The organism is Kribbella sp. NPDC026596 (assembly GCF_040638415.1).
Classification (GTDB): Bacteria; Actinomycetota; Actinomycetes; order Propionibacteriales; family Kribbellaceae; genus Kribbella.
This window is the reverse complement of record NZ_JBEZYF010000006.1, coordinates 1-16,973: the sequence shown is the minus strand read 5'-3', so window position 1 is coordinate 16,973 and position 16,973 is coordinate 1. Positions and strand designations below refer to the sequence as shown.

The window sequence follows — 16,973 nt, the reverse complement described above, 5'->3', positions numbered from 1 at the left end:
CCTTCACGCCGAATGACGAAATGTCCCACAGCACGTGTGGAACCCTAGCCGACCTACTCCCCATCGACGCACACTCTGCCCGTGATGCCTCGTACTGTCGACAAGGGAGCCTAGAGTCGTGGGCGAAGCACGGAATCGCGGAGATCCGCGCTTCTGTCACCGGCGTAGTCGGCAAAGCGTCAGCCGGCGCTTCCAGGGGTGATGGCCGTCAGCGTATCTTGATCGCGTGGCGTCGAGATCCTTGCCGCAACGCGCAGTTCGCGCGGTCGGCGAAAGCCCGCTCTCCGAGCGGCTTGCCCGCGCACAGGAGCTGGCTTACGGACCGCTGATCGAACGGGTACGGCGCAGCCCGCTGCACACCGACGTACTCGGTCATTCGTTGCATCCGTCGCTGACCGACGTGACCGCCGGCTGCTGGCTCGGTACGTCTCTTCTCGACCTCACCGGTGGGTCCGAGTCGCGTCGCGGGGCGACGCTCCTCGCCGGGTTCGGGCTGCTGGCGTCCGTGCCGACGGCTCTCGCAGGTGCCGCTGACTGGGCGGAACTGTCAGGCACTGAACGCAGGATCGGCGCGGTCCACGGGCTCGGCATGGACGCTGCAACGTTCCTTTTCGCCGGCTCGCTCGTCGCCCGTCTGCGCGGCGAGCACCGCCTCGGCACAAAGCTTGCCGTAGCCGGGAACCTGGTCGTGGCGGGTGCGGGCTTCCTCGGCGGCCATCTAGCTCTGCACCGCGGAACTGCTCGCCGAACCTCCATGGCTGAGGACAACTAGAGCTATCAACCCAATGCAGTGCCCATCATCGGCACGGCCCGCAGCAGCCTGGAGCGGCGGACCAGGCCGGGGACAGCGGTCGCGTGCCGTATGGCATTGCGTGGGCCTGGTCGGACTATTCCGTCGCCTGCGCCGTTGAGCGCATGCTGGAAGACGAGGGCGGGGGCCCTCGACAAGGGGGAGGTGGTTGTCATCACCCACCGAAGTTCGACTGGGACGACGCGCGCCGAGCAGGTTGCTGCTCCTGCACCAGAGTCAGCGCGTACGCAGATCGGCATAGTCGTGGCCGGATCGCTGGCCGCTGGGTTCGCAGCGGCGGTCATCCTCGCGTTCCTGCCAGTCGACACCGTGGATATCAACTTCTCCACCGCGATGGTGCTGTTCGGGTTTGCGTTCGGGTGGGCGCTCTTGGCGGGGCTGTCCGTGCGGTTCACCGACCAACCTCAGCGCTGGGCCGTAGTGCCCGCGATCTTTATGGCCGTGTCTGGTGCGTTGGTGCTCATGGCCCCGGAATCTGTGGTGGACGCGCTGGGGTGGGTTTGGCCGCCCGCTGTGTTGGTCTTGGTGGTCTGGGTGTGGGTCCGCGCTAGGCGTGAGCTGCATAGCCGCACCAGGGCGTGGCTGCTGTGCCCGGTGTTGGTCATCCTGGCGCTTCTCGCCGTGGGCGGGGGGTACGAAAGGATCAGTCAGTCCACCGCACCGGCGGTTGCCATGCGCGGGCAACTCGTCGACGTGGGACCGTACCGACTCCACCTGGAATGCTATGGCTCACGCGGTCCGACTGTGATCCTCGAGCCCGGCGCGGGCGGATCGGCGGCGTCGATGGGGCTGATCGCTCCGGCTCTGGCCAGTGACAGCCGAGTATGCGTCTACGACCGGGCGGGCCGCGGCTGGAGTGATCCGGCTGCAAGTCCACCCGATGGTGCGCAGATCGCCACAGATCTCCACACGCTCCTGGACCGTGCACAGGTTCCGGGTCCGTATGTCCTGGCCGGACATTCCTTTGGCGGGTTGTACGTGAGGACGTATGCCTCAAGGTATCCCGGGGAGGTCGCCGGTCTCGTCCTCATTGACTCCACCGCCGCCAAAGACGAACCCACGCCTCCGCCGGAGACGGGTTCTTACAGCGTCTTGAAGCACGTGTCTTCGTTGTTCGCGACAACCTCTCGGCTGGGCATCGGCCGGCTTCTGGCCAGCATGTCGTACGCCGATCTACCGCCGGAGTACCGCGACGATGCCCGCGCCACCGCCGCCACCGGGAAGGGACTGAGCGGGACGCTCGATGAGTACGGCGTCGCGAATCGGTCCACGGCCGAGGCGGGAACACTCCGCACCCTCGATGCGAAGCCACTGGTCGTCCTGACCGCCGAACGCGGAAACTCCGAGGGATGGATGGCTGACCAGAACGAGACAGTCACTCTGTCCACCAACAGCCTCCATCGCGTCGTGCCAGGGGCAACCCACGCTTCCTTGGTAGAGGACCCGGATCACGCAGCAGCGGTCACCCGCGCAATCCACGACGTCGTCATCTCGGTACGCACCGGCGCACCGCTGACTCACCCCTGACACCAAATCTGCAGCCGCACACCGGCATGACCGCGCCTCCCTCTCGGCGGCAGGAGAGTGCGTTCGCGCCTAGTGTGTCGCCATGGTCGCCCCGATTCCGATCTCAGTCGCTGCACTTGTGCGCGACGGTCTCGTGCTCCTGGTGCATCGCCACCCAGCGCGTCGGTGGTATCCCGACTGCTGGGACCTCGTCGGCGGACACGTCGAGTCGGGCGAGTTACCTCACCAAGCCGTCAGTCGGGAATGCCTCGAAGAACTCGGCGTCCACATCCACCACCCCGTACCCATCCCGATGACGATCAGCGACCCCACCCTCGACAAGCACGCGTTCCTCGTCACACGCTGGGAAGGCGAACCTGTCAACGCCGCACCCGAGGAGCACGACGACCTTCGCTGGTTCCGGCCCAGCGACCTCGCAAACCTGAAGATGGCCGACCCGGCCAGTCTGTCAAGCATCCTGAGCGCCATCCAAGTCGCAACCGACTAGCCGCTACGAACCGTCCGCTCAAGGGCATGAGCGCGTGGAATCCGGCAGATGAGTGCGTTTCACCCGGCCGAGCTCCTCGCCCGCGACGGCGCGTACGCCGCCCTGGCAGCGTGAGCTACCGGACGCCGAACGTCCGGAATCGGGGGTACGTTGCTGGCATGTCCGACTTCACGATCAAGGCGCTCACGCCGGAGACTTTCGACGACTTCGCCGCTCTCGTCGAGCGGAACAAGGGCATGTTCGCCAGCTGCTGGTGCACGCATTTCCATCCCGACTGCGCGGAGAAGGGCCAGACCGCCGAGGGGAACCGGGCGCTCAAGCAACGTCTGGTGGCCGACGGGATCGCGCACGCGGCGCTGGTCTACGACGGCGACCGGGCCGTCGCCTGGGCGGAGTACGGATCACCCGAGGAGCTGCCCAACATCCAGCACCGCAAGGAGTACGTGGCCACTGCCGAGCGACTGCCCGACTACCGGGTCACCTGCATCCTGGTCGAGCGCGGCCTTCGCGGTCAGGGCCTGGCGGCGATCGCCCTGCGCGGAGCCGTCGAGCTGATCGGGCAGGCCGGCGGCGGCCTGGTCGAGGGCTACCCGCACGACACCGGCGGGGTCCGGAAGAAGAACTCGTCGTTCCTCTACAACGGCACCCGCACGATGTACGAGCGCGAGGGCTTCACCTACGACCGGCCCAAGGGCCTGGGCAACTGCGTGATGGTGCGCAAGGTTGCCCCGAGTACGCGCGACTGATCCGGTCCAGCGCTCCACGCGGAGACCACGGCTACCCGGCACCGCGCCGTCTCCACGAGTCGCTCGCCTTCTCGACGATTGCGCGTACGCGCAATCGTCGAGACCTTATGGCGGACTCTCGCGACCGATCCAGACGCCCATCGGCCCCTTCAGAGCTCGACGAGTTCGCGGCGGGAGGTTGCGAGGTCGCCGTCTCGTCCCAGCGCAATCATCCGCTGATAGGCGCATCAGTTGGCGGACACGTGTCGCGCATCTGGTCTGGCGGATCACAGACAGACCAGATGGTGCTACTCGGCTTGCGGTCCGAGCGGTCGTGTGCGTAGCACGCGACGGCAGGAGCGCGCGTAGCTCCGCGCGGGATAGACCCGGTAGTTCTAGCTCCCCCGCCAGGTTTCGATCCTGGTCTTCGAGATTCAAAGTTGCCGCAGACCCGTCCGCACCGGTCCACGGGGCATTCACTCGTACCGGGCGTGAGCGTAGATCCGGCCCAGCTCGTGCCTGATCGTCCACCCCGATCCACACCGTTTGTTAGCAAATCCGTTAGCAAAGCCGACCTGGAGCCACGGCGTCTATGATGCGGACATGTCGTCCGAGTCGCACATCTTCCCTCCGCGCGCAGCGATCATGCGGAAGTTCTGGAGGGCGTTCGCTGTGGCATCTGCGATGACGGTGGTCGTGGTTGTGCTCGGTCTTCTCGCCGGAGCTATGCAGGGTTGGCCTATGCGGCTGACTGGTTTGGCAGTTCTCGCATCGCTCGTGTTCTGCATCATCAGGTGGTCCGACGCTGCGGAGTACCTGGCGAAGGCGAAGGGCATCTACCACCCGATGTACGGCGTCCTGGGGCCAATCGGACTGGTCATGGTCGTATTCACCAGGTCGAACCTCAAGACCTGATAGGGGCGAGACGCACACGTGCCCGGTTCGCAGACGTGCGCTGCCCGCACATAGTTCGACCTGGTGTCTTCCCGTCTGCCGTTCAGCCCACGCGTAGCGCGATCAGGAGACGCCAGAGGGGCCAAGATGGAGCGCCCCACCGGACGAACGATCTTGGCCCCTCTGGCGGCTGCTGATAGGTCCTGACTGGGCTGAGCGGCAGACGGGAAGACGCACCCCGCCCTCCACGAGATGGCCGGCCGATTCGGACCCGTCATCCCGGAGTCGTGAGGCCCCCGCCGGAGGCATTGCTCTTGGCTCTACTGAAAGACACCGACAGCGGGCGCGGCGGTGAACGGCCGGAGGCCGCATGCGCACGCCGCGCCGCGCGCCGAAGGCGCGCCTTGATCCATAAGAGCCCAATTCGGCAGAGCGACTGGCAGATCTCTGTCCTCCGTCGACTGATGCGCGACACTCGTCCGCCAGCTGATCTGCGACAGCTGAAAGGCACGGACCGCGGCAGATGCGGACGTGTCCCTGCGGCTTCGAGCACGTGCGCCGGGGCCAGGTCCTGAGCACGCGCACCTTCGCCGTAGTCTCGCCGTCACTCTGGCGGCAGACGCCACATGGGTATGTGCGTCAGCCTGCCGACATGCCATAATCGCGCGGTGAACCGGGGCGGCGGGTCCAAGCCGAAGCCCCCCGTGTCCAGGCGCGGCGGAGGTTGCCGATCTGGGCCTCATGCCTGGTTTTCGGACTGCTGTTTCCCGCGATGTTCTACGTCCGCTACGGCCTCGGCTGGGCCGCCACCTGGGCAGTGATGTCGATTGCCTCGTCGCTTCCGGTTCTGCTCATCAAGCCTCCGACCTGGCGGACCTGGCCAAGTAGACATTTGAGCTGGGCGTTTGCCTACTGGGTATTCGTCATGACGACACTTTTCTTCGGCCTGGTCGCCCTCCTCTTGGGACTTTGGCTGTCGCCATGGTGGTGCTTGGTGATCTCTCTTTGTGTCGGAGTGCTAACTATCGCTGGGATCTGGCCCGCCCAACTGCGCCACTACGAGCTGCAGCGGAGCCTGGCTGATGCCGAGCAGAAACACCGGAAGAGCGGATCTTCCGACGGCACATCCTCCCGGTAAGGGCGCCTACGTCGGCGACTGCGAATCTTCCGCAACCAATCAGGTCCGGACGACTCGTCCTCAATTCGGCATGACCGCGCGGACAGCGGCATGTGCGTGCGTTGGCCGGCGTCCGCCAGGTGATCTGTGACAGTGGATGCACGAGTCGCAGCATGATCGGGCGGGTCGGTCACACCTGGGTATCGGTGGAGTCGCCTCGAAGGAGCGAGGATGTGACCACACCCGGGAACTTGATCCAATCCATGTCGACTTCAGCGTCGATCGCGCGTTCAACAATCTGGGCCATGACTTGGAACACGTCCTCTGAGCTGACTCCAGTCCACTGCTCGGGATGGTCGTAGGCGTGATCCCGCAGATCCCAAAGGGCACCCGCGATTGCGGGAAGCCCCGGTGGCGTCATTGTCATGGGTTAACGGTAGTAGTGCCGGAGACGGATAACCGAACATCCGATCATCGGCCATGAGCGGACGAGCGCCGTACCCTCGGTCTCCTAGACGAGGGTGTCAACCATCAGGTGGCACCGAACGACAAGCATCAACTGGCATACGACAGTCGACCGGCACAGACTGGCAGATCTCGGCGGACCAGGACCCTAGGGTCCCCGGGTGCTGGTCTCCGCACAGGGCAGGATGTAGTCATGGGAATCGCCGTTCGCGTTCGCGAGTACACGGGCGAGGTAATCGCTCACTTGGACGCTTCTGTCGACATTCTGGGGCTGTGCGATGTGGCCGCCACGGAGCCGACGAAGTTTCCGATGTTGTCAGGCATCGACCGGTACGACGACACCCGCTTCAACTCGCTTCAGGCGGTCATGATGGCATCCGAACTTGGGCTGCTTTCACGCCAGACCGAGCAGGCGCAAGTTCGTGATGCGGTGGCCGCCCTGCTTCCGCTCGTTGCACTACTTGAGCCTGCGCGAGGACGTCCCCACCATCGACGGCTTGACTTCACCGGCGACTAGCTGGCGCGGATTGCCTGGGTGAGTTCGGAGATGTGGGCGACGACGGCATCGGCACCGGCTGCGGTCAGACTGTCGGCCTTGCCGGGCTTGTTGGCGTATCCGACGCTGCCCGCTCCGATGGACTTGGCAGCTTGGACGTCGGTCGTCTGGTCACCGATAAGGGTGCAGCGGACCGGAGTCGTGACGAGTGCCTGTGCTGCTCGTTCGATCAAGTACGGGTGCGGCTTCATCAGGGCTGGGTCTGATGGGTCGCGGGCCTCGACGTGTTGCACGTACCTGGCCAGTCCGACACGGGCGAGGTAAGCACGAACCGATGCGGCGGTGTTGTTGCTGACGATCGCGAGCTGCCGTCCGGCGTCCTGGCAGGCCGCCTGTTCGCCTTCTTCCGGCTGTCGGCGTACTCCGGTGCCCGTCGAGGCGAACTGCTGTTCCTGCGGTGGTCAAACGTGGACTTCGAGAAGGGAACGATCCGCATTCAAGGCACGGCGGGCATGGTCGCGGGCAAGCGACTCGAAGGCACACCCAAGAGCGGTCGCGAGCGCACCGTCTCCCTCGACAAACGAACCCTGACGGTCCTCCGCGAGCACCAAACCCGCCAGGAGGCCGAACAGAAGATCGCGGGTGACGCCTGGCTGGGCGACGACTACGTGTTCACGACCGGTCTTGGACGGCCAGTACCTCCGGACACGGTCACGAACCTGATCGCCGTACTAATTCGGCAATACAACGAACCGGCGATTCCCGGTACACGACGGACCCCACGGCAAGAGCTGCCCCGTCCAGCCCAGCCGCTGCCGCCTGCTCGGCTACACGATCTGCGCCACGTCCATGCCACCCTGCTCCTGATCGCCGGAGTGCCGGTCCACGTCGTTGCGGAACGCCTCGGCCACGCCGACCCCGCGATCACTCTCCGGGTCTACGCCCACGTCAGCCGCCAGCACGCGGATCAGGCTGCTAACACCTTCGCTGCTGCCGTCGACGGCGACGATCAGACGGGCGCTTCGGAGAGTGACAGTGAAGCCACCGAGTATGACCCTGTTAGCAAAAGCGTTAGCAAACCGTCCGTACATGACAGAACCCCTAGGTCAGAAACGCTCTGACCTGGGGGTTCTTGTTGCTCCCCCGCCAGGTTTCGATCCTGGTCTTCGAGATTCAAAGTCTCGCGGGCTGCCGATTACCCCACGGGGGATCGTGGTTGCCGGGACAGTTTGCCATGAGTGGGGTCGTCGACACGCTGAGGGGTTCCTTACCTACGCCTCCGTAGGTTACGGTAGCGTAGGTAAGCAGTCCGCCACCCGAGGGAAAACCTGATGACTCCACCCGCCGTAGCCGCACCGGAGGCGCCCACCAGCGCCCAGCAGGCCGACGACTTCGACGTCGACACCGGAACGCTCGGGGGTGAGCAGAAGCGCCCGTGGGAGCAGGTCGCGCTGGCGTTGTTCATCGGCATCCCGTTCCTCGCCGTGCTCGCGGCCGTACCGATCGCCTGGGGCGGATTCCTCGGCTGGCGCGATGTCGTACTCGCGGTGGTCTTCTACACGATCGCCGGACACGGCATCTCGATCGGGTTCCACCGGCTGTTCACGCACAAGTCCTTCAAGCCGAACCGGCCGATGAAGTACGCGCTCGCGATCGCCGGCTCACTGGCGATCGAGGGCCCGGTGATCCGGTGGGTGGCCGATCACCGTAAGCATCACAAGTTCTCCGACCGTGACGGCGACCCGCACAGCCCGTGGAAATACGGCACCAGCCTCAGCGCGCTGACCAAGGGGTTTCTGCACGCGCACGTCGGCTGGCTGTTCGACACCGAGCAGACCCCGCAGCGGCAGTACGCGCCGGACCTGCTGAGGGACAAGGACATCGTCAGGGTGTCCCGGATGTTCCCGCTCCTGGTTGTTGTCAGCCTGCTCCTCCCGGCGGTCATCGGCGGGCTCTGGTCCTGGTCGATCGGGGGCGCGCTGACCGCGTTCTTCTGGGCCAGCCTGGTCCGGATCGCGCTGTTGCACCACGTCACCTGGTCGATCAACTCGATCTGCCACACCATCGGCGACCGGCCGTTCAAGAGCCGGGACAAGTCCGGCAACGTGTGGTGGCTGGCGATCCTGAGCCAAGGTGAGTCGTGGCACAACCTGCACCACTCGGACCCGACCTGCGCACGGCACGGCGTACTCAAGGGACAGCTCGACACGTCCGCCCGCTGCATCTGGTTCTTCGAGAAGTTGAACTGGGTCAGCGACGTCCGTTGGCCGGTCAGGGAGCGCCTGGAGGCCCGCCGGGCCGACGCCGCCACCCGCACATTGAAAGCGGCCTGACCGTAAAACATCCGCTCGCAACACCGAAGTACGGCATGATGCTGACGTGATCTCGACGTGACGGAACCCAAACCGCGGCGGTCCGGCCGAGTGCGGATGACCAGTGCCGAGCGTCGCGAGCAACTCATCACCATCGCCCGTGGCCTGTTCGCCCAGAAGGGGTACGAGGCGACCTCCGTCGAGGAGATCGCGCACCGCGCCGAGGTCTCCAAGCCGGTCGTCTACGAACACTTCGGCGGCAAGGAAGGCCTGTACGCCGTTGTCGTGGACCGCGAGGTCCGTGCCCTGCTCGACGGTGTCACCGGGGCGCTGACGGCCGGCCGGGCGCACGAGTTGGTCGAGCAGGCGGCGCTCGCGCTGCTGGACTACATCGAGAACAACTCCGACGGCTTCCGGATCCTGGTCCGCGACTCGCCGGTCGGGTCGTCGACGGGCTCGTTCATCTCGATTCTGAGCGACGTCGGCACCCGGGTCGAGCACATCCTGGCCGAGGAGTTCAAGCGCCGCAGCCTGGATCCGAAGAACGCGCCGATGTACGCCCAGATGCTGGTCGGCATGGTCGCGCTCACCGGCCAGTGGTGGCTGGACGCCCGCAAGCCCAAGAAGCAGGACGTCGCCGCGCACCTGGTCAACCTCGCCTGGAACGGCCTGTCCGGCCTCGAGGCCAAGCCGACGCTGTCCACCAGACCGCACAAGTAACAACCTCTGGTCGTACGTCGACATCCGACCGTGGAATGACCTCTGACCTGGGCGATCCCCGTACTCTGGCCCGCATGACGGGGATCCTGACCGCGCGGCCCGTGCCTGCCCGCAGCAAGGCGTTCGACCTGCTGCTCGCGGGCGGGCTGACCATGATCTTCGGCTTCCTGTCGGTGGCCCAGAACGGGTTCGGCGGCATCCTCGCGTTCGGCATGCTGGTCCCGCTGATCTGGCGCCGCACCCACCCCGAACTGGTCTTCTTCGGCGTCTCGGCACTGGCCGTTCTGCAATGGCTGGCCGGCGTCGACCTGATGGCCGGCAACGTCGGCCTGCTGGTCGCCCTCTACGCCATCTCCGTGTACGGCGCCGTGCCGCTCAGCCGGATCGCCCTCGGCATCGGCGGCCTGGGCGTCCTGATGGCGACCGCGCGCTACTACAACGGCGGCGACTGGAAACAGCAGATCACGATGATGGTCGCCCTCGGCGCCCTCGTCTTCGGGGTCTGGGCCCTCGGTGAGCGCCGCCGTACCCGCGGCCTGTACGTCGCTCAGCTCGAGGAACGCGCGGACCAGCTGGAACGTGATCGCGACCGTGAGGCCAAGCTGGCCGTGAGTAACGAGCGGACCAGGATCGCCCGCGAGATCCACGACGTGGTCGCGCACGGCCTGTCGATCATGATCGTCCAGGCCGACGGCGGCCTGTACGCCGCGGACCAGTCGCCGGAGCAGGCGAAGAAGGCCCTGGCCACCATTGGCGACACCGGCCGCGCGAGCCTGACCGAGATGCGCAAGATGCTCGGCCTGCTCAAACAGGACGAGCAACCCGAGCTCGACCCGAACCAGCCGCGCCCGCAACCCGGTGTCTCAAGCTTGCCGGAGCTGATCGACAACGTCCGCGACGCCGGGCTGACCGTCGACTACGAGGTCACCGGCGAGCCCCGGGATCTGCCGGCGCTGCTCGGACTGACGGCGTACCGGATCGTGCAGGAGGGTCTGACCAACACACTGAAACACGCCGGGCCGGGAGCGCGCACGTGCGTGAACCTGGACTTCGGCCGCGAGATGCTGACCGTGGTGGTCACCGATGACGGCCGGGGTGGTGGGGTCGCGCCGAGCTCGGACCCGGGTCACGGACTGGTCGGGATGCGGCAACGCGCCTCGATCTCCGGCGGTACGGTGAGCGCCGGACCGAAGGCGGGCGGCGGTTACGAGGTGATCGCCAAGCTCCCGTACAACCTTCCGACTGGAGGACAGCAGTGAGAGAGACCGACGTGATCAGGGTCTTCCTGGTGGACGACCAGGAGCTGGTCAGGGCCGGATTCACGATGCTGGTGGACTCCCAGGCCGACATGCGGGTGGTCGGCCAGGCCGGCGACGGTGGCGAGGCGATCGAGAAGATCCAGGTGACGGCCTGCGACGTCGTACTGATGGACGTCCGGATGCCCCGCCTGGACGGCGTGGAGGCCACCCGACGGCTGCAGTCGTTGCCGCAGGCACCGAAGGTGATCGTGCTCACCACGTTCGACCTGGACGAGTACGCGTTCGCCGCGATCAAGGCCGGTGCGGCCGGCTTCCTGCTCAAGAACACGCCGCCGGCCGACCTACTGTCCGCGATCCGGCAGGTGTACTCCGGAGACGCGGTGGTGTCCCCGAGTACGACGAAGCGTCTGCTGGAGCACTTCGCCGGCGCACTGCCCGACGCCGAGACCGAGCGCCCCGACCTGGCCGATCTGACCGCCCGGGAACGCGAGGTCCTGGTCGAGGTGGCCCGCGGCCTGTCGAACACCGAGATCGCCAGGCTGTTCACGTTGTCAGAGGCAACGGTCAAGACCCACATCGGCCGGATCCTGGCCAAGACGGGTCTGCGCGACCGGGTCGCGCTCGTCGTCCTGGGGTACGAGACCGGGCTGGTCAGGCCGACCAAGTAATACCCAGGTAGGACCCGCAGTCCCCACTCTGGTCCGACGAAACCAGGCGGGCGGATCACTAACTTCTTGGACAACATCACGTTGAACCAAGGAGTGACATGAGCTTGCAGACCGGTGAGCTGGCGGCAGGGCGGCTGCCGCAGGACGGTACGCCGCGAACCGCGATCCGGGCGCACGACCTGCGCAAGGTGTACGGACAGGGCGACACCGCGGTCGCCGCGCTCGACGGGGTGTCGGTCGACTTCGGGGTCGGCCAGTTCACCGCGATCATGGGGCCGTCCGGTTCGGGCAAGTCGACGCTGATGCACTGCCTGGCCGGGCTGGACACCCCGACCGGCGGTCAGGTGCTGCTCGGCGAGACCCTGCTGACCCGGCTGCCGGACGCCGAGCTGACCAAGATCCGGCGGGACCGGGTCGGGTTCGTGTTCCAGGCGTTCAACCTGCTGCCGATGCTGTCCGCGAAGGACAACATCCTGCTGCCGCTCGAGCTCGGCAACCGCAAACCCGACCAGCAGTGGCTGAGCGCGCTGATCGACGTACTCGGGCTGCAGGACCGGCTCACGCACCGCCCGTCGGAGCTGTCCGGCGGTCAGCAGCAGCGGGTCGCCGTCGCGCGTGCACTCGTCGGCCGGCCCGAGGTCGTGTTCGCCGACGAGCCGACCGGCAACCTTGACTCCCGGTCCGGGGCCGAGGTGCTCGGGTTCCTGCGCCGGTCGGTCCGCGAGTTCGGCCAGACGGTGGTCATGGTGACCCACGATCCGCTGGCGGCGTCGTACGCCGACCGCGTCGTGATGCTCGCCGACGGCAAGCTGGCCGGCGAACTGCGCGAGCCCACCCCGGAGACCGTGCTCGACGCACTGCGGCAGCTGGGGGCCTGAGGTGCGACGCTCCATCCTCTCCTCGCTGCGCGCCCACCTGGGCCGCCTGATCGCCGCCTGCCTGGCGATCATCCTCGGTGTCGGTTTCGGCACCCTGGCGATGACCGCGCACGCGTCCGCGTCGCACGGTATCGACGAGACGATCGGCGCCCGGTACCGCGGCGTCGACGCGCTCGCGTACCCCGAGAAAGGCGAGATCACGCCGTCCGACATCGCCAGCGTCAGCAAGCTTCCGCAGGCCGCGTCCGCGGTGACGATGACCACGGCGTTCATGGAGGTGTCGTTCCCAGGCCTGGTCCGCCCGACCAGTTTGCAGATCGACTCGCTCTACGACACCACCCACATCGCCGGACCGGGTACGTCGTCCGGACGGTTGCCCACCGCAACGAACGAGATCGCCATCCCGGCCAAGCTCGCCGCCAAGCACAAGCTCTCGGTCGGTCAGACGCTGCGGATCAGCTCGTACAACAACAAGTCGTGGGACGTCACCATCACCGGCCTGCTGGACGACGCCAAGTCCGTCGGTACGGCGTCCGCCGTGGCCACCCCGGCCGCGGTGAAGGTCCTCGAACCGGACGCGTTCGTCCGGGCGCTCGCGGTCGCGGCCAAGCCCGGCGTCGACCAGCAGGCGATGGCGGCCGCCGTCCAGAGTGCCGTCTCGAGGGACCTGAAGGTCTACACCGGTGACGCCTGGATCCAGCACGAGGTGGAGGGCTACACGAACGGCATCGACGTCCTCGGCGGGGTGTTCGGCATGTTCGCCGTGATCGCGCTGTTCGTCGCCTGCCTGGTGATCGGCAACACCTTCACGATCGTGATCGCCCAGCGCACTCGCGAGATGGCGTTGCTGCGGTGCGTAGGCGCGTCCCGCCGCCAGGTGTTCTCCTCCGTACTCGCGGAGGCGACGGTGGTCGGCGTGATCGCGTCCGCGATCGGGGTCGTCTTCGGCGTCGCGCTGTCCGCACTGGCGCTGGCGCTGTCCCGCGAGTTCGACTGGGGTATCCCGCCGGTCGCGCTGCACCTCGACCTCTTGTCGGTGTTCGTGCCGCTCCTGCTCGGGACGGTGGCGACGATCATGGCGGCCGTCGTACCGGCTCGCCGGGCGACCAAGGTCGCGCCACTGGCCGCCCTTCGTCCCGAAGCCGCTCCGGCGGCCGCTTCGAAGGCCGGCGTACTGCGGTTGATCCTCGGCATCCTGTTGCTCGCCGGCGGCGGGCTGCTGCTGGCGGCCGGCGCCTCGGGCCACCAGGTTCTGGTCGGTGTCGCCGGTGGTGCGGTGTCGTTCCTCGGCATCCTGGCGATCGGGTCGCTGCTCGTGCCCGCGCTCATCCGCTTGATCGGCGCGCTGCCGGCTCGCGGTGGCGGCGTACCGGCCCGGATCGCGGTCGCCAACGCGATCCGCAACCCGAAGCGTACGGCGGCCACCACGTCGGCCCTGTTGATCGGCGTGACGCTGATCAGCCTGACCTGCGTCGGGATCGCGTCGGTGCGCAAGACGTTCGACGTGTCGATGGACGGGCAGTATCCGGTCGACCTGATGGTCAACGCGTACAACGAGAAGATGCCGTCCGGTGCCGAGCAGCAACTGCGGGACATCAAGGGCATCACGCAGGTCGTCCCGGTTCGCCAGGTGACCGTGAAGACCAACGGCCAGGAGCTGCCGGTGACCGGCATCGACCAGGCCGCGGCGGGTTCCGTCATTCACAACCCAGCGACCGCGGCCCAGCTCAAGCCCGGTACGGCGCTGCTCGACTACCAGACCCTCCGCATGCTGAACCTGGAGGAGGGCGCTCCGCTGACGATCGTGTCCGGCGGTCACAAGCTGTCCGTGACGGCCCGGCTGGCGACCGGACTCGACCCGATCACCGTCACGTCCACCGATCTCGCGAAGCTCTCGCCGAGCGCCGCGGTGACCGGGTTCTGGCTGGCGTCGGACCCGAAGGCGGATGGCTCGCAGGTGATCGACTCCGTGCAACAGTCGATCCCCTCGATCAAGGAGCTGGGGGTCACCGGTGGACTGGCCGAGCGGACCAGCTACACGAAGATCTTCGATGTCCTGCTGATCGTCGGTGTCGGCCTGCTCGGGGTCTCGGTGCTGATCGCGCTTGTCGGTGTCGGCAACACGCTCAGCCTGTCGGTCCTGGAACGCACCCGGGAGAACGCGCTCCTGCGGGCGATGGGGCTGACCCGGCGTCAGCTGCGCGGCATGCTCGCGGTCGAATCGTTGCTGATGGCACTGGTCGCGGCCGGTCTCGGGATCGCGCTCGGCCTGATCTACGGCTGGACCGGGACGAGCGCGCTGATGGGCGGCCAGACGGTCGACGGCGGCGTCGAGTACGCCGTACCCGGCACGCTGCTCGTCGTGATCGCGGCCGTCGCTGCCGTCGCCGGCCTGCTCGCCTCGGTGCTGCCCGCGCGGCGAGCCGCCAAGGTCGCCCCCGCCGGCGCCCTGGCGACCGAGTAGGCCGACGGCTCGCCCGGCTTGAGGGGGCCGGGCGAGCCGCTCAGAGGATTTCCACTCGATTCCCGTGGCCGTCGGCGGTGTGAAACCGCCGGCGGCCCGGGATCGTCTCGTTGTCCCACGTGACCGGGAAGCCAAGCCCTTCGAGCTTGGCCGCCAGCCCGTCCAGGTCGTCCACGGCCAGCGCGGGGTGAGCCTTCTTCGCCGGCTGGAAGTCCACCTCGACGCCGATGTGAATCTCGGCGGCGTCTTGCTTGAACCAGCACCCACCGCGGGCCTTGAGCAGCTCCGGCTTCTCCACCTCGGTCATCCCGAGCGCATCCCGGTAGAACGCTCGCGCCACATCCTCCCCGCCCGGGGGACACGACACCTGCACATGATCGAGTCGCATCGTCACCCCTTCTTATGCGCGACGGCGAAGATCCGGCGGAACGGCAGCAGCGTCCCGTAGTCCCGTTGCGGGTACGCCTCGGCCAGCCGAGCGCCGTACTCCGCCTCGAACCGAACCCGCAGCTCGTCCGGCAACGTCTGCAGCACCGGCCGAGCCCCGGTCCCCTTCACCCATTCCAGTACGGCGTTGTCGCCGGACAGCAGATGGAAGTACGTCGTCTCCCACGCGTCGACCACGCACCCCTCGGCGCTGAGCGCATCGACGTACTCGGCCGGGCCCGGGACGTCGGGCCGAAGCGACGAGTCCTTCGCGAACTCCGCATAGGGATCGGTGTTGGCGAGCTCGCGCAGGATCGCGTGCGACGGGGCGTTGCCGTTGCCGGGGATCTGGATCGCCAGCCAGCCGCCCGGACGCAGCGCGCGGACGAAGCCGGGCAGCAGATCCAGTTGCTCGGGGACCCACTGCAGGGTCGCGTTGGTGACGATCACATCCACCGAGCCAGGCTCGACCGCCCATTCCCGAACGTCGCCGAGCTCGAAGCTCAGCCGTTCGTCCGCGAACCGCTGCGCCGCCTCGAGCATCTGCGGCGAGTTGTCGACGCCGACGATGGTTGCCTCCGGCCACACCTCCCGCAGTGTCACGGTCAGCCCACCGGGACCACAGCCGAGGTCGACGACCGTACGGACGTCCGCGGCCCGGACCCGGCCGACCAGATCGGCGTACGGGCGGCCGCGCTCGTCGGCGTACGTACCGTACTGCTCCGGACTCCACACTGGTGACGTGCGCATGGTGAGCACCTCTCTGACGCATTTATCTTGACATCGAGATACTCTAGTCCTCCGACTTGTCTTGATGTCAAGAGTCTTGATGACGTAGTCTCGAACCATGGAAGACGAGGTCGACCGGCTGCTCGAGGCCTGGCGCCGGGAGCGCCCGGACCTCGACGTGGCGCCGATGGAGGTGCTGTCGCGGGTCAGCCGGCTGGCGCGGCACCTGGATCGCGCTCGCAGCCAGGCATTCGAGACGCACGGCCTGGAGTCCTGGGAGTTCGACGTACTCGCGGCGCTGCGCCGGGCCGGCGCGCCGTACCAACTCTCCCCCGGCAAACTGCTGAAGGAAACCCTCGTCACCTCCGGCACGATGACGAACCGGGTCGACCGGCTGACCGCGCGCGGTCTGGTCGAGCGCCTGCCGGATCCGGCCGACCGCCGCGGCGTGCTCGTGCAACTGACCACCACCGGCCGCGATGCCGTCGACGCCGCGATGGCCGATCTGCTCGCGCACGAGCGCAAACTGCTCGGCACGATCAGCGAGCGCGACCAGGCGAAGATCGCCCGGGTGCTGCGCGAACTGGTCCGCCCGTTCGACCTGGAAAAACACTGATCATTCGGCCCAGCGAATCAGACAAACGATCGCTGGAATTGTGCCGGAATAATCCGAAAAGACCGCCCGTCACTTCCGGCCTGTTTCGATCGTTGCTAGTTGCAACGAGATCGAGAGGCTGCTGTAGCTCACGACTATCGACACTGAGTGAAGAGCCCTACTAGGGTCCTCACTGTCGGTGGTTGATCGGCTACCAAACGTACAAGAGATGGTGACTTCGGCGGCAAGAGGTGGTCCGCCGAAAGTGGCCGCGCGGTGTCCGGGGCTCGGGGCCCGAACAACGCCGGCCGGCACGGGGCCCGCTCACCCGGAGTCGCGGTGCGCCCTCCGAAGCACAGGGGATCGGAGGGCACACCGCGACTCAGTTGTCTGTTTCTGG

General features: G+C 67.0%; 17 protein-coding genes, 1 tRNA gene and 1 pseudogene. 14 read left to right on the top strand and 5 right to left on the bottom strand.

Annotated elements, in window-relative coordinates; genetic code table 11:
- Positions 1 to 226: 226 nt before the first annotated feature.
- The 5 genes from AB0E63_RS06425 to AB0E63_RS06405 all read left to right on the top strand — a co-directional run bounded on the left by AB0E63_RS06425 (position 227) and on the right by AB0E63_RS06405 (position 4,465).
- Complete coding sequence (locus AB0E63_RS06425; protein ID WP_360362310.1) at positions 227 to 772, top strand: hypothetical protein; 546 nt, start codon at positions 227 to 229, stop codon at positions 770 to 772.
- 90 nt (positions 773 to 862) lie between these two features.
- Positions 863 to 2,338, top strand: coding sequence for an alpha/beta hydrolase (locus AB0E63_RS06420; protein ID WP_360362869.1), 1,476 nt, complete (start codon positions 863 to 865; stop codon positions 2,336 to 2,338).
- 82 nt (positions 2,339 to 2,420) lie between these two features.
- Positions 2,421 to 2,825, top strand: a complete 405-nt coding sequence (locus AB0E63_RS06415) for an NUDIX domain-containing protein (protein WP_360362307.1) — start codon at positions 2,421 to 2,423, stop codon at positions 2,823 to 2,825.
- 158 nt (positions 2,826 to 2,983) lie between these two features.
- Positions 2,984 to 3,571 carry a GNAT family N-acetyltransferase gene (locus AB0E63_RS06410; RefSeq protein WP_360362305.1) on the top strand — a complete coding sequence of 196 codons (588 nt, stop codon included), beginning with the start codon at positions 2,984 to 2,986 and terminating at the stop codon, positions 3,569 to 3,571.
- Between the two features lie 720 nt (positions 3,572 to 4,291).
- Positions 4,292 to 4,465, top strand: coding sequence for a hypothetical protein (locus tag AB0E63_RS06405; RefSeq protein WP_360362302.1), 174 nt, complete (start codon positions 4,292 to 4,294; stop codon positions 4,463 to 4,465).
- 1,286 nt (positions 4,466 to 5,751) lie between these two features.
- Here AB0E63_RS06405 and AB0E63_RS06400 read toward each other — a convergent pair.
- Entirely contained in the window at positions 5,752 to 5,988 is a 237-nt protein-coding gene (locus AB0E63_RS06400) for a hypothetical protein (protein ID WP_360362300.1), read from the bottom strand.
- Positions 5,989 to 6,219: 231 nt separating this feature from the next.
- Here AB0E63_RS06400 and AB0E63_RS06395 point away from each other — a divergent pair, with 231 nt between their 5' ends.
- Positions 6,220 to 6,543: a hypothetical protein gene (locus AB0E63_RS06395; protein ID WP_360362297.1), complete on the top strand. Its 324-nt coding sequence runs from the start codon at positions 6,220 to 6,222 to the stop codon at positions 6,541 to 6,543.
- On the opposite strand, the pseudogene AB0E63_RS06390 reads toward AB0E63_RS06395, so the two are convergent.
- Positions 6,540 to 6,893 (bottom strand): annotated as a pseudogene (locus tag AB0E63_RS06390) (HAD family phosphatase); the annotation flags it as partial. The gene AB0E63_RS06395 and the pseudogene AB0E63_RS06390 overlap by 4 nt on opposite strands.
- Here AB0E63_RS06390 and AB0E63_RS06385 point away from each other — a divergent pair.
- A complete protein-coding gene (locus AB0E63_RS06385; RefSeq protein ID WP_360362295.1) occupies positions 6,807 to 7,643 on the top strand; it encodes a site-specific integrase in 837 nt (278 codons plus the stop codon). The pseudogene AB0E63_RS06390 and the gene AB0E63_RS06385 sit on opposite strands and share 87 nt — an antisense overlap.
- A 17-nt stretch (positions 7,644 to 7,660) precedes the next feature.
- On the opposite strand, the gene AB0E63_RS06380 is transcribed toward AB0E63_RS06385, so the two are convergent.
- Positions 7,661 to 7,732: transfer RNA gene (locus AB0E63_RS06380), tRNA-Gln, on the bottom strand.
- Between the two features lie 121 nt (positions 7,733 to 7,853).
- Between AB0E63_RS06380 and AB0E63_RS06375 the strand changes: the two genes are divergently transcribed.
- The 6 genes from AB0E63_RS06375 (at position 7,854) to AB0E63_RS06350 (ending at position 14,823) form a co-directional block, all read left to right on the top strand.
- On the top strand, positions 7,854 to 8,855 hold the full coding sequence (locus AB0E63_RS06375) for an acyl-CoA desaturase (protein ID WP_360362292.1): 1,002 nt from the start codon (positions 7,854 to 7,856) through the stop codon (positions 8,853 to 8,855).
- 96 nt (positions 8,856 to 8,951) lie between these two features.
- Positions 8,952 to 9,554, top strand: a complete 603-nt coding sequence (locus tag AB0E63_RS06370; RefSeq protein ID WP_360362290.1) for a TetR/AcrR family transcriptional regulator — start codon at positions 8,952 to 8,954, stop codon at positions 9,552 to 9,554.
- A 74-nt stretch (positions 9,555 to 9,628) separates the two neighbouring features.
- A complete protein-coding gene (locus AB0E63_RS06365) occupies positions 9,629 to 10,813 on the top strand; it encodes a sensor histidine kinase (protein ID WP_360362287.1) in 1,185 nt (394 codons plus the stop codon).
- Positions 10,810 to 11,481 carry a response regulator transcription factor gene (locus tag AB0E63_RS06360; protein ID WP_360362284.1) on the top strand — a complete coding sequence of 224 codons (672 nt, stop codon included), beginning with the start codon at positions 10,810 to 10,812 and terminating at the stop codon, positions 11,479 to 11,481. Before AB0E63_RS06365 ends, AB0E63_RS06360 begins: the two co-directional genes overlap by 4 nt.
- Before the next feature lie 98 nt (positions 11,482 to 11,579).
- Positions 11,580 to 12,359 (top strand): ABC transporter ATP-binding protein, encoded by a 780-nt coding sequence (locus AB0E63_RS06355; protein ID WP_360362282.1) that lies wholly within the window; start codon positions 11,580 to 11,582, stop codon positions 12,357 to 12,359.
- 1 nt (position 12,360) lies between these two features.
- Positions 12,361 to 14,823: an FtsX-like permease family protein gene (locus AB0E63_RS06350; protein WP_360362279.1), complete on the top strand. Its 2,463-nt coding sequence runs from the start codon at positions 12,361 to 12,363 to the stop codon at positions 14,821 to 14,823.
- Between the two features lie 40 nt (positions 14,824 to 14,863).
- Here the strand turns inward: AB0E63_RS06350 and AB0E63_RS06345 are convergent, their stop codons facing one another.
- Both AB0E63_RS06345 and AB0E63_RS06340 read right to left on the bottom strand, forming a co-directional pair.
- Entirely contained in the window at positions 14,864 to 15,211 is a 348-nt protein-coding gene (locus tag AB0E63_RS06345) for a VOC family protein (protein ID WP_360362276.1), read from the bottom strand.
- Between the two features lie 2 nt (positions 15,212 to 15,213).
- A complete protein-coding gene (locus tag AB0E63_RS06340) occupies positions 15,214 to 15,999 on the bottom strand; it encodes a methyltransferase domain-containing protein (RefSeq protein ID WP_360362273.1) in 786 nt (261 codons plus the stop codon).
- Positions 16,000 to 16,096: 97 nt separating this feature from the next.
- On the opposite strand from AB0E63_RS06340, the gene AB0E63_RS06335 reads away from it, so the two are divergent.
- Positions 16,097 to 16,594 carry a MarR family transcriptional regulator gene (locus tag AB0E63_RS06335; RefSeq protein WP_360362270.1) on the top strand — a complete coding sequence of 166 codons (498 nt, stop codon included), beginning with the start codon at positions 16,097 to 16,099 and terminating at the stop codon, positions 16,592 to 16,594.
- The last annotated feature ends 379 nt before the right edge of the window (positions 16,595 to 16,973 follow it).

Bases quoted from the DNA above. Each gene is read 5' to 3' on its own strand.
- AB0E63_RS06335 (WP_360362270.1), top strand. From the start codon at position 16,097: ATGGAAGACGAGGTCGACCGGCTGCTCGAGGCCTGGCGCCGGGAGCGC.
- AB0E63_RS06370 (WP_360362290.1), top strand. From the start codon at position 8,952: ATGACCAGTGCCGAGCGTCGCGAGCAACTCATCACCATCGCCCGTGGC.
- AB0E63_RS06400 (WP_360362300.1), bottom strand. From the start codon at position 5,988: ATGACAATGACGCCACCGGGGCTTCCCGCAATCGCGGGTGCCCTTTGG.
- AB0E63_RS06415 (WP_360362307.1), top strand. From the start codon at position 2,421: ATGGTCGCCCCGATTCCGATCTCAGTCGCTGCACTTGTGCGCGACGGT.
- AB0E63_RS06395 (WP_360362297.1), top strand. From the start codon at position 6,220: ATGGGAATCGCCGTTCGCGTTCGCGAGTACACGGGCGAGGTAATCGCT.
- AB0E63_RS06340 (WP_360362273.1), bottom strand. From the start codon at position 15,999: ATGCGCACGTCACCAGTGTGGAGTCCGGAGCAGTACGGTACGTACGCC.
- AB0E63_RS06375 (WP_360362292.1), top strand. From the start codon at position 7,854: ATGACTCCACCCGCCGTAGCCGCACCGGAGGCGCCCACCAGCGCCCAG.
- AB0E63_RS06405 (WP_360362302.1), top strand. From the start codon at position 4,292: ATGCGGCTGACTGGTTTGGCAGTTCTCGCATCGCTCGTGTTCTGCATC.
- AB0E63_RS06345 (WP_360362276.1), bottom strand. From the start codon at position 15,211: ATGCGACTCGATCATGTGCAGGTGTCGTGTCCCCCGGGCGGGGAGGAT.
- AB0E63_RS06420 (WP_360362869.1), top strand. From the start codon at position 863: ATGGCATTGCGTGGGCCTGGTCGGACTATTCCGTCGCCTGCGCCGTTG.
- AB0E63_RS06365 (WP_360362287.1), top strand. From the start codon at position 9,629: ATGACGGGGATCCTGACCGCGCGGCCCGTGCCTGCCCGCAGCAAGGCG.
- AB0E63_RS06355 (WP_360362282.1), top strand. From the start codon at position 11,580: ATGAGCTTGCAGACCGGTGAGCTGGCGGCAGGGCGGCTGCCGCAGGAC.
- AB0E63_RS06410 (WP_360362305.1), top strand. From the start codon at position 2,984: ATGTCCGACTTCACGATCAAGGCGCTCACGCCGGAGACTTTCGACGAC.